Here is a 10,797-nt window from a genome sequence, read left to right on the forward strand (position 1 = left end):
GCGCCAGTAATCTGCGGAACCCTTCATGCGTCTGTTTCACACCTCCGACTGGCACCTGGGACAAGCCCTGCATGGCCAGGAACGCGACTTCGAACACGGCTGTTTCCTTGACTGGTTGCTTGGCCAACTCAAACTGCGCCAACCGGATGCGCTGCTGATCGCGGGCGACATTTTCGACACGGTCAACCCGCCGGTCAAAGCCCAGGAACGGCTCTACGACTTTATCGTCCAGGCCCACGAGCAGCAGCCGAAGTTGAATATCGTGATGATTGCCGGCAACCACGACTCCGGCTCGCGCATCGAGCTGCCGGCGCCGCTGATGCGACGCCTGCGCACCCATGCTCTGGGCCGTGTGCAGTGGCTTGACGATGGCGTTCTGGACAGTGATCGCCTGCTGATCCCACTGACCAACGCCCGTGGCAAAGTGGCAGCCTGGTGCCTGGCGCTGCCCTTTCTGCGACCCGCTGAAGTCACTGGCGCGCACCTGGGCGATGACTACCTGCGCGGTATCGCCCAGGTGCATGAGCGTCTGATCGAAGCCGCGCTGGAACGGCGCAAGCCGGGCCAGGCGCTGATCGCGATCAGCCATGCACACATGGCCGGTGGCTCGGTCTCGGAGGACTCCGAACGCAGCCTGATCATCGGCAATGCCGAAGCCCTGCCCGCCAGTCTGTTCAGCAAGGACATCAGCTACGTCGCGCTCGGCCACCTGCACAAGCCCCAGCGGGTCAATCGCGAAGAACGCATCCGCTACAGCGGTTCACCCATTCCGTTGTCGTTTTCCGAAATCGCCTATCAGCACCAGATTCTCGAGATCGAACTTGAAGGCAGCCAACTGCTCAGCGTCGACTCAAGGTTGATACCTCGTGCCGTTCACCTGCAGCGACTGGGGCCGGCCCCCCTGGCAGAGATACTCGAACAACTGGCCGAACTGCCGGTGGTTGACTTGCTGGATGACCCGCAGCGCCAGCCCTGGCTGGAAGTACGCGTGCGCCTGGACGAGCCGCAGCCGGATCTGCGCCAGCAACTGGAAAGCGCCCTGCACGGCAAGGCGGTGCGTCTTGTACGTATTGGTGCTGAATACGCGGGGAACCACAGCGGTGAAGAAATCGACGCCCAAACCCTGGTGGAGCTTGGGCAGATGACGCCGCAGGAACTGTTCAGTCGGGCCTGGGCTCAGGCTTATGGCAACCCGGTGGACGAACAGACCCTGGCCGACTTCGCCCTGTTGTTACAGGACGTTCAGCAACAGGAGGAGCAGCCATGAAAATTCTTGCCATTCGCCTGAAGAACCTGGCTTCCCTGGCGGGCCCGTGCGAAATCGACTTTACCGCCGAGCCGCTGGCCAGCGCCGGCCTGTTCGCCATTACCGGACCCACCGGCGCCGGCAAGAGCACCCTGCTCGATGCCTTGTGTCTAGCCCTGTTTGGCTCGGTACCGCGCCTGAACAATATCGGTCGCGAAACCAAGCTGCCGGAAATCGACAGTGACATTCTCACCAGCGATCCCCGCACCCTGTTGCGTCGCGGGACAGGCAGCGGTTTTGCCGAAGTCGATTTCGTCGGCATCGACGGCCGACGCTACCGAGCGCGTTGGGAAGCCAACCGCGCCCGTGACAGAGCCAATGGCAAGCTGCAAGGCAGCCGACAAAGCCTGCACGACCTGGACAGCGAGCAACTGCTGAGCAACCAGAGCAAAGGCGAATACAAGCAATTGATCGAAGCGTGCCTGGGCCTTAACTTCGAACAGTTCACCCGCGCCGTGATGCTGGCCCAAAGCGAATTCAGCGCCTTCCTCAAAGCCGATGACAAAGATCGCAGCGAATTGCTGGAAAAGCTCACCAATACAGCAGTCTACAGCCAGTTGGGACGCCGTGCCTTCAGCAAGAACAAAGAAGCCGAAGAAGCCCATAAGGCATTGAAGGACCAAGCCGCTGGGGTCATGCCGATGGCTGCCGAGGCGCGCGCCGATCTCGACCTGCGCTACGGCCAGGCCCTGGAACGCCTGAAAGGCGAACAGTCGCAACTGCGTCAGCTCGAGCTGCAACGCGCATGGCTGGATGAATTGCAGCTCCTGCAAAACCAGGTGCACACCAGCACCGATCAACTGCACAGCGCTCAACAACACAGCGCAAGTCTGCAGAGCGAACGCCTGAATCTGGCACGCCTTGAGCAGCTTGCCCCGCAGCGTCACCAGTTCTCCCGCCAGCAGGCATTGAGCCAACAGCTCGCGCCTCTGGCAGCCAGCATCAGCAGTGCAAGCCAACAGCATGGCGAGCTACAGGCACGTCAGCAACAACTGCACAGCGAACAACTGAGCGCCCAGCAGGCTCTCAGCCAGGCCTTGGCCGAACACACAGAAAGTGCTCCCCTGCTGCGCCAGGCCTTTACCGAACAGAACACCCTGGCGCGCGTGCTGGAGGAACTTGGCAACTGCCAATCACTCAAGCAGCAGGCAGACCAAGCGAGCAGCGATGGCCAGCAGCAGTTGCAGCACCTGACCGAACAGCAGCGCCTGACCCAGGAGCGCCTCGGTCAGATCAGCGAACAACTCGAGCACAGCGTCTCCCTTGCCAGCCTGGGAGACGCCTGGAACGCCTATCGCGATCGTCTGCAGCAACTGATGCAGTTGGGCAACCGCTTGAACCAGGGCCGCGCCGAGTTGCCCGCGCTACAGGACCGGGTCAATCAGAGCAGCGCAGCGCTTGAGCAACAACGAGCCGCCATCGCCTTGCTCTACCATGAAGCGCAAGCTGAACCCGAAGCAATGGCAGAGCAGATCGGCCTGCTGGGCGAACTGCTGCAGAAAAATCGCCAGCAGCAGCGCGAGGTCGACGAACTCAACCATCTGTGGCGTCAGCAGCAGGATCTCGAGCAGCGCCTCACCGCCCTGCGCGAGCGCCAGCAGGCGGCCCTGAAGCAGCGTGAACAATTGATCAGCGCTGGCCTCGACGCCAAGAGCCGGCTGACGACTGCCGAACAATCCCTCACGGTCACCCGGCAGCTGCTGGAACGTCAGCGACTGGCCCGCAGCCAGAGCGTCGAAGACCTCCGTGCCCAGCTTGAAAACGACCAGCCGTGCCCGGTATGTGGCAGCCAGGAGCATCCCTATCATCAGCCCGAAGCCCTGTTGCAGAGCCTCGGCCGATACGATCAGGATGAAGAACGCAACGCCCAGAACGCGGTCGATGAGCTGAAAAAGCAACTGGACGAGTTGCGCACCCAGTTGGGCGGCATCAATGGCCAGGTCAAGGAATACCTACACCAGCAGGAGCAATTGGGCGAGCAACTGCAAGGCCTGGACCCCAAGCTGCAGGCGCACTCACTGTACAGCGTGCTGTCCGATCAGGAACCCGACCAGCGCTGGAACTGGCTGGACCTGCAATCACGTCGCCTGAGTGACGATATCAGCCGCGACGAACAGCGCCAGAGCACCCTGCTGACCCTGCAAAAAGACGCTGCACGGCTGCAACACCAGATGCAGGCCGCTAAAGATGTCGACCAACAGGCCCAGCAGCATCTGCAGCAACAGCAGCAAGCCCTGGGCGCCGATCAAGAGCGTCTGGAGCAGGAGCTGGCAAGCTTTGCCACGCTGTTACCCGCTGACACCCTTGACGAACTGCGCCGTGAACCGGCAGCAGCCTTCCTGCGTCTGGACCAACAACTGGCCCAGCGCCTGGAACTGCTGCAACGGCAAAAAGACGAGCAGGAGGAATACAGCGAGCGTCAGCAAACCTTGGACAAAGCTCAACTCCAGCAACAGGCACGAGCGCAAAAGCAGCAAGAGCTTCAGGCGCAATTCGCCGCGTTCGAGCGTCAACAACAACAGAGTCAAGCCAGCCTGAGCGGCCTGCTCGGTGAGCAATCGAGTGCAGAACACTGGCAGCAGCACCTGGAACAGTCTGTCGAGCAGGCGCGCGAGCAAGTCACCCAGGCGGGCCAACAATTGCAGCAAACCCAGGCGCAACTGATCGAACTGACCGCCGAACTGAAAGCCAAGGGCGAGCGTTTAAGCGCCCTGGAGCAAGAGCATGCCGAGGTTCGTGGGCAAATCGAGCAATGGCGCCAACAGCACCCAGAGCTGGACGACAGCGGCCTGGAACAACTGCTGGCCATGGATGATCAAGCCGTCAGTCAGCTTCGCCAGGGTTTGCAGGACAGCGAAAAGGCCCTGGAGCAAGCGCAGATCCTGCTCACCGAACGCCAGCAGCGCCTGGAACAGCACCAAGCCCTGGCCACGCTGGAAATTCCCGCCGAAGAACTGCAACAAGCCCTGCTCACGCTGCAAGAACAACTGTCTGCCAGCGAGCAGGTTTGCGCCGAACTGCGTGCCGAGCAGGCCGACGACCAGCGTCGTCAGGTGGCCAACCAGGCCTTGGCCGAGCGCCTGGCCCAGGCCTACAGCGAGTGGCAACGCTGGGCGCGACTCAACGCCCTGATCGGCTCAGCTACCGGCGACACCTTCCGCAAGATTGCCCAAGGCTACAACCTCGACCTACTGGTACACCACGCCAATGCCCAACTGCGCCAACTGGCACGGCGCTATCGCCTCAAGCGCGGCGGCAGTCTGCTCGGACTGTTGGTGCTGGATACCGAAATGGGTGATGAACTGCGCTCAGTCCACTCGTTATCCGGCGGCGAAACCTTCCTGGTGTCGCTGGCCCTGGCACTGGGCCTGGCATCGATGGCTTCGAGCACATTGCGCATCGAATCGCTGTTCATCGACGAAGGCTTCGGCAGCCTTGACCCGGAGTCGCTGCAATTGGCGATGGATGCCCTTGATGGCTTGCAGGCCCAAGGCCGCAAAGTGGCGGTAATTTCCCACGTGCAGGAAATGCACGAACGCATTCCGGTTCAGATTCAAGTACGTCGCCAGGGCAATGGCTTGAGTACCGTGGAGGTCAGCGGATGATTCTTTACTCATTCCGCCGTTGCCCCTGGGCCATGCGTGCCCGCCTGGCGCTTCACTACAGCGAATGCCCGGTGGAAACTCGTGAAGTCAGCCTCAAGGCCAAGCCGGCAGAGTTGCTTGAGCTTTCGCCCAAAGGCACGGTGCCGGTATTGAGCACGGGTGAGCAGGTGCTCGATGAAAGCCTGGATATCATGCGCTGGGCCTTGGCCTGGAATGACCCCCAAGATTGGCTACTGCACGCCGATCCACAGGCGGCGCAAGCAGCCGAGGCGCTGATTGCGCGTAACGACCGGGACTTCAAGGTACAAGTCAATCTGTACAAATACGCTGAGCGCTACCCGCAGCATTCTCGCGAGCACTATCGTCAACAGGCCGAGGTCTGGCTTGCGGAACTTGAAACGCTTTTAAGCCAGCGCCCGTACCTGCTCGCCGACCACCCCAGTCTCGCCGATGCAGCGTTACTGCCGCTAATGCGCCAGTTCGCCGGGGTCGAGCCGCATTGGTTCGCCAGTGCCCCCTACCCTCACCTGCGCGCCTGGCTACAGGACTGGCTGGACTCGGCACTGTTCAAGGCCATCATGGCGCGATGAGATGTGTGCGACCACCTGGTATTTCTACTCGTTGACTCAAGGCAGAGGCGCCTTGTGGTCGAGCGCGGCGTAGAAGTTGGCACTTTGTTGCAGGTACTTCTGGGTGTAGCTGAGGGTTGAGGATTTACGCTCGCTGATTTCAACCTGGGCGTGTGCAGGCAACACAACCGAAGCAGAAATGGCGGAAGCGGCGATGACAGGGAAAAGATTGAAATTCATGGCGCTGATCTCGAAGTCTGTGGTTTGAAATGGCCGTTGCAGGCCGTGGTTCAAACTTACGCCGCTGACGCGGCGCACAGAAATTCATTGCAGCAGTAGCCACTATCAAGGCTATCGATAGTCAATCGATGAACTTCAGATCCGAGGGCGCGCTCTGGGGCAGCTTCTGCAGGGTTTCTCCCAACATGCCGCTGCGCGGGTCGCGGCGTATCACCACAATCTCGTTACTCTTCTGATTGGCGACCAGAAGAAACTTGCCCGTCGGATCCAGGGCGAATTCCCGCGGGTGATCCCCCTCGACGCTGCGACGCTGCACTTGCATCAGCTTGCCGGTGTCCTCATCGACGGCGAAGACCAGAAGTTCGTTGGCCGTACCCCGATTGCTGACATACAGAAAGCGTCCGTCAGCCGAAAGGTGCAAGGCACCGGCAGCCTTGGCAGAGGCATCATTCTGTTCGGTCAATGGCAAGCGCTGGCGTTCGATCAACTTGCCGTCGTTGTGCTCGAAGACCACTACCTGCGCGCTCATTTCCAGAGTCAGGTAAGCCTGTTTGCCATCGCTGCTGAACAGCAGATGACGTGGGCCGCTGCCGGGCGGCAGATCGATCGACGGCGGGTTGGCTGGGCTCAACGGATGTTTCGGACTGGCGCCGTCGTAGCGATAGATGAACACCTTGTCGGCGCCCAGGTCGCTGGCAAACACGAAATGCCCGTCTGGGGAGGGCACCACGCTATGCACATGCGGCCCGGCCTGGCGCTGCGGGTTTGCACCGCTGGCCTTGTGTCGGTCCTGCTGCACCGAGGCGGACAACTTCCCATCCTTGGCTACCGGTAATACGCTCAGGCTTCCACCAGGATCTGGCTGTACACCATAGTTGGCAACCAACAGATAACGCTGGTCATGGCTGAGGCTGGCATGGGTCGGCTCATCGCCGCCGCTGCTGATCTGGTTGAGCGGTTTCAGACCACCGTCTTTGCTGATGGCGAAACTGCTGGCCTGGCCCTTGCCAGCGCCATTTTCGTTAACGGCGAACAACAGGCGATTGTCGACCGACAACGTCAACCACGACGGATTCTCACTTTTGAGCACCTGCAACGGATTGGCGTCGATCTGGCCACTTTCGCTATTGAATGCGTAGCGGTAGATCCCTTCGCTGGAGCCATCGGTGTAACTACCTACCAGCAGTTGCGCGCCGTGGGCGTTGACCAACACACTCATGGCACTAGCTAGCAGCAGGGTCGTCAGCTGGCGTTTCATCGTCATCCTCGTCCGGGGCGCGAAAGGCACTCATACAGACTAGTCGATGCTCGGCGGTGTCGGCAGCCAGCAACCAATCCTCGCCCTGCGCACGGGCGGCGGCGATTTGCTCAGGGGAGAAAGACCACTTCTTCAGGGCGCGGCCGTCCATGCACTCGATCTGCAGACCGCTGTCGTCGAAGGTGAAGTCGAAAGCATGCAAACCATCGATCAAGAGCATGTCGCAGGTTTGCAGGACTTGGGAAAGGGTTGTCATTTTGCACAGTATCGTCAGGTAAAAATGCATGATACCTGAAAGCATAGCGAGGCAAGTCCAGTCGACTTGCCTCGCTTGTCGATGCGCTTAGTGCGCGAAGATCGAGTTGCTGGCCTTGCCGGCCATTTTTTCTGGTTTGATCAGGAAGCGCGCCAGCGCTGGCAACAGCCACAGCGCCCCAAACATGTTCCACAGCAGCATGAAGGTCAGCATCAGGCCCATGTCGGCCTGGAACTTGATCGCCGAGAAAATCCAGGTGCACACGCCGATTGCCAGACACAGACCGGTGAACAGCACCGCCTTGCCAGTCGACTTGAGGGTCTGGTAGTAGGCTTCCTGCAATGGCAGCCCGGCACGCAGGAAGCTTTCCAGGCGACTGTAGATATAAATGCCGTAGTCGACACCAATCCCCACACCCAGCGCCACTACCGGCAAGGTTGCCACCTTCACGCCAATCCCCATGAAGGCCATCAACGCATTACCCAGCACCGAGGTCAGTACCAACGGCAGGACGATGCACAGGGTCGCAGCGAACGAGCGGAAGGTGATCATGCACATCACCGCCACGCAAATGTACACGAGGATCAGAATGGTCAGTTCCGCCGATTTGATCACTTCGTTGGTGGCCGCCTCGATGCCTGCGTTACCGGCCGCCAGGAGGAACTCCAGGCCCTCCTTGTTGTGGGTGTCGGCGAACTCCTGCACGGCTTTTACTGCACGATCCAGCGTCTCGGCCTTGTGGTCGTTGAGGAACACCAGCACCGGTGCTAGCGAGCAGTCGGCGTTGTACAGGCCATCTGCACGGGAAATCGAGCTATTGAGTACATCCGGGTTACGCGACAGGCTTTCCCATTTCAGGTTGCCTTCGTTCATACCCTTGATCATCTGCTTGGACACAGTGACCAGGGAAATTGCCGACTGCACGCCCGGGGTGTTCTCCATCTTCCACATCAACTCGTCGATCGGCGCCATGGTCGAGTAGATCGAGCAACCCTCGGTCGGGGTCTTGACCATTACCACCAACACATCCGAACTGGTCGAGTAGTTATCGATGATGAAGCTGTTGTCCTTATTGTAGCGCGAGTCCGGACGCAGTTCCGGTGCGCCCTGGTCAAGGTCGCCGATCTTCAGATTCTGGCTGTACCACAGGCCACCACCGAAGGCCAGAAGGGCCAGGACGATGGACACCGGTGCAACTTTGGCGCTGGCGAAGTTCGACAGCAGGCGCCAGAACGGATGCTCACGAGTCGCGTCCTTTTTGCTGCGCTCAATGGCCTTCTTGCTGATACCGACATAGGAAATCGCCACCGGCAGCAGAATCAGGTTGGTGAACACGATTACCGCGACACCGATGGAGGCGCCAATGGCCAGTTCCCGGATCACGCCAATGTCGATGATCAGCAAGGTGATGAAACCCACTGCATCGGCAAGAATCGCGATCATCCCCGGCAGGAACAATTGCCGGAACGTACGGCGTGCAGCCGTCAGGGCGTTATCGGCATCACTCGATTGCAAGGCGATACCGTTGATCTTCTGCACACCGTGGGAAATACCGATAGCGAAGATCAGGAACGGCACCAGCATCGAATAGGGATCGAGCCCGAAGCCCACCGCATGCATCAGCCCCAGTTGCCAGACCACGGCGACCAGCGTCGTGATCAATACGGCAATGGTGCTGCGGATACACCAGGTGAACCAGTACAGCAGCACCCAAGTGATTACCAGGGCAATGCCAAAGAACATCACCACCATCAGCAGGCCATCGATCAGGTCACCGACCTTTTTGGCAAAACCGACAATGTGCACTTTGACATTGGGATTCTGAGCCTGGAACTTGTCGCGGATCTTCTCTTCCAACTGGTGGGAGAACTGCTGGTAGTCGAGCTTGATCAACTTGCTCTGGTCTTGCGGGTCTGGATAAGACTCCAGCAACGGCACGTCGATAATGCTCGACTTGAAGTTGTTGCCAACCAAGCGTCCGACCTGTCCGGACTTGAGTACGTTATTACGCAGTTGCTCCAGGCTATCAGCCGAACCGTCGTAGGTGTTGGGGATGACCTCGCCGCCGGCGAAACCTTCCTCGGTTACCTCGGTCCAGCGAACACTCGGGCTCCATAGCGACTTGAGCCCGGAACGGTCAACGCCGGGAATGTAGAAGACCTCGTCGTGAATCTGGCGCAAGGTCTCCATATAGTCCTTGCTGAAGATATCGCCATCTGTGGCTTCCACCGAGATGCGCACGGTGTTGCCCAGGTTGGCCAGGTCATTGCGGTGTTCGAGCATCTTCTCGATGAAAGGATGCTCGAGCGGAATCATTTTCTCGAAACTGGTCGATGGACGAATCTGCGTGGCCTGCCAGAACAGGAACACACTGACCAGCAGGCAGATCAGAATCACCACCGGGCGGTTGTTGAAGATCAGACGCTCGAGCAGCGTCGCCTTATCCTGATGGTGTTGCTGCTGATTCATGTTGAACTGCTCCTGCTGAGTCATGGCTGCACCCCTTCGGCGCCTTGGGCCGAGGCCAGATGCACACCACCCTGGCCAACCAGCACCAGGCCACCGCCGTTCTTGCCCGTGACGCCCGCCAGGGCGATACGATCGGAACGGTTGAAAACGCTAAAGGTCTGGCCGTCGTCAGTGCTGCGCAGGACGCTACCGCCATTGCCCACGAGTACCAGGCTGCCATCATCGAGAAGCGTAGCGCTTGCCAGGCCAAATTCGAGAGCACCGCGCGCGCCTTGCAGTTCGATCTTTTGCCAGTTGTCGCCGAAATCCGTGGAACGGTAGAGGTTGCCGCGCAAGCCGTAGGCCAGCAACGTACGTGGCTGAGCGGTTCCGATCACACCGAACAGTGAGCCTTCATAAGGGCCCTCGAGCTTCTGCCAGGTCTGGCCGTCATCACCGGAGCGGAACATCGTGCCTTGTTCACCGACAATGAACAGGCCAGCGTCCTTCACTTGAGCGATGCCGTTGAGATGCAGTTGATCTTCGTTGTCCAGGCGCTCAGCCACATCGTTCCATTGCTTGCCACCGTCGGTGGTTTCCAGCAACGCACCGTAGGCGCCCACGGCAAAGCCGTTGTCGCGGTCTTTGAACCAGACATCGAGCAACGGTGCTTCGCGCTTCAGGTCTTCAAATTGCTTGGTCCAGGTGACGCCGCCATCAGCGCTGACCAGAACCTGCGCGTCATGGCCAACAGCCCAGCCGTGTTTGTCGTCGACAAAATACACAGCAGTCAGCAGTTGCCGGGTCGGCACCTTGGATTGGGTCCAGGATTTGCCCTGGTCATCGGAGAAGAGAATATGGCCGCGATCGCCAACCGCGATCAAGCGAGCACCTGCGCGGGTCACGTCCAGCAACAGGCTCTTTTCGGCCTTGGCCGATTCAGTGGAGTAAACCGGCGCTGCAGACGTTGCCGCTTCGACGGTATTGGCCCACAGCCCCATTGCCAGCACCAGCGCAGCGCTGGCGGCCAACGTCCATGGGCGCGCGTGCAATGCGCCACCGGTACCTGCCATATATGGCTCGGTCATAGATCTGTTCCCCGATTATTGTTATTT

General features: G+C 59.8%; 8 protein-coding genes. 3 read left to right on the forward strand and 5 right to left on the reverse strand.

All coding sequences use genetic code 11. The features are described from left to right. Positions 1 to 25: 25 nt before the first annotated feature. From V0R60_RS24150 to V0R60_RS24160, 3 genes are read left to right on the forward strand one after another with little or no spacing between them, the layout of a single operon-like run. Positions 26 to 1,267: an exonuclease SbcCD subunit D C-terminal domain-containing protein gene (locus tag V0R60_RS24150; RefSeq protein ID WP_136475240.1), complete on the forward strand. Its 1,242-nt coding sequence runs from the start codon at positions 26 to 28 to the stop codon at positions 1,265 to 1,267. Beyond that, positions 1,264 to 4,911, forward strand: a complete 3,648-nt coding sequence (locus V0R60_RS24155; RefSeq protein WP_330080828.1) for an AAA family ATPase — start codon at positions 1,264 to 1,266, stop codon at positions 4,909 to 4,911. The genes V0R60_RS24150 and V0R60_RS24155 overlap by 4 nt, the downstream gene beginning before the upstream one ends. Continuing rightward, complete coding sequence (locus V0R60_RS24160; protein ID WP_136475238.1) at positions 4,908 to 5,501, forward strand: glutathione S-transferase; 594 nt, start codon at positions 4,908 to 4,910, stop codon at positions 5,499 to 5,501. Before V0R60_RS24155 ends, V0R60_RS24160 begins: the two co-directional genes overlap by 4 nt. A 36-nt stretch (positions 5,502 to 5,537) precedes the next feature. Here V0R60_RS24160 and V0R60_RS24165 read toward each other — a convergent pair whose 3' ends face one another. The 5 genes from V0R60_RS24165 to V0R60_RS24185 all read right to left on the reverse strand — a co-directional run bounded on the left by V0R60_RS24165 (position 5,538) and on the right by V0R60_RS24185 (position 10,770). Beyond that, complete coding sequence (locus V0R60_RS24165) at positions 5,538 to 5,720, reverse strand: hypothetical protein (protein ID WP_136475237.1); 183 nt, start codon at positions 5,718 to 5,720, stop codon at positions 5,538 to 5,540. 121 nt (positions 5,721 to 5,841) lie between these two features. Beyond that, on the reverse strand, positions 5,842 to 6,978 hold the full coding sequence (locus V0R60_RS24170; protein WP_330080829.1) for a lactonase family protein: 1,137 nt from the start codon (positions 6,976 to 6,978) through the stop codon (positions 5,842 to 5,844). Next, positions 6,944 to 7,234: a DUF5629 family protein gene (locus V0R60_RS24175; RefSeq protein ID WP_136475235.1), complete on the reverse strand. Its 291-nt coding sequence runs from the start codon at positions 7,232 to 7,234 to the stop codon at positions 6,944 to 6,946. Before V0R60_RS24175 ends, V0R60_RS24170 begins: the two co-directional genes overlap by 35 nt. Before the next feature lie 87 nt (positions 7,235 to 7,321). After that, complete coding sequence (locus V0R60_RS24180) at positions 7,322 to 9,703, reverse strand: efflux RND transporter permease subunit (protein WP_136478895.1); 2,382 nt, start codon at positions 9,701 to 9,703, stop codon at positions 7,322 to 7,324. A gap of 20 nt (positions 9,704 to 9,723) precedes the next feature. Further along, the gene (locus tag V0R60_RS24185; protein WP_136475234.1) at positions 9,724 to 10,770 is read right to left on the reverse strand and encodes a WD40/YVTN/BNR-like repeat-containing protein; all 1,047 of its coding nucleotides are present in this window, start codon (positions 10,768 to 10,770) and stop codon (positions 9,724 to 9,726) included. Positions 10,771 to 10,797: the final 27 nt, after the last annotated feature.

This window comes from Pseudomonas auratipiscis (assembly GCF_036324085.1).
In the GTDB taxonomy this organism is placed as follows: Bacteria; Pseudomonadota; Gammaproteobacteria; order Pseudomonadales; family Pseudomonadaceae; genus Aquipseudomonas; species Aquipseudomonas auratipiscis.

Excerpts from the sequence above, each read along its gene's own strand:
- V0R60_RS24165 (WP_136475237.1), bottom strand. The coding sequence starts at position 5,720 with ATGAATTTCAATCTTTTCCCTGTCATCGCCGCTTCCGCCATTTCTGCT.
- V0R60_RS24155 (WP_330080828.1), top strand. The coding sequence starts at position 1,264 with ATGAAAATTCTTGCCATTCGCCTGAAGAACCTGGCTTCCCTGGCGGGC.
- V0R60_RS24160 (WP_136475238.1), top strand. The coding sequence starts at position 4,908 with ATGATTCTTTACTCATTCCGCCGTTGCCCCTGGGCCATGCGTGCCCGC.
- V0R60_RS24180 (WP_136478895.1), bottom strand. The coding sequence starts at position 9,703 with ATGAATCAGCAGCAACACCATCAGGATAAGGCGACGCTGCTCGAGCGT.
- V0R60_RS24185 (WP_136475234.1), bottom strand. The coding sequence starts at position 10,770 with ATGACCGAGCCATATATGGCAGGTACCGGTGGCGCATTGCACGCGCGC.
- V0R60_RS24175 (WP_136475235.1), bottom strand. The coding sequence starts at position 7,234 with ATGACAACCCTTTCCCAAGTCCTGCAAACCTGCGACATGCTCTTGATC.
- V0R60_RS24170 (WP_330080829.1), bottom strand. The coding sequence starts at position 6,978 with ATGAAACGCCAGCTGACGACCCTGCTGCTAGCTAGTGCCATGAGTGTG.
- V0R60_RS24150 (WP_136475240.1), top strand. The coding sequence starts at position 26 with ATGCGTCTGTTTCACACCTCCGACTGGCACCTGGGACAAGCCCTGCAT.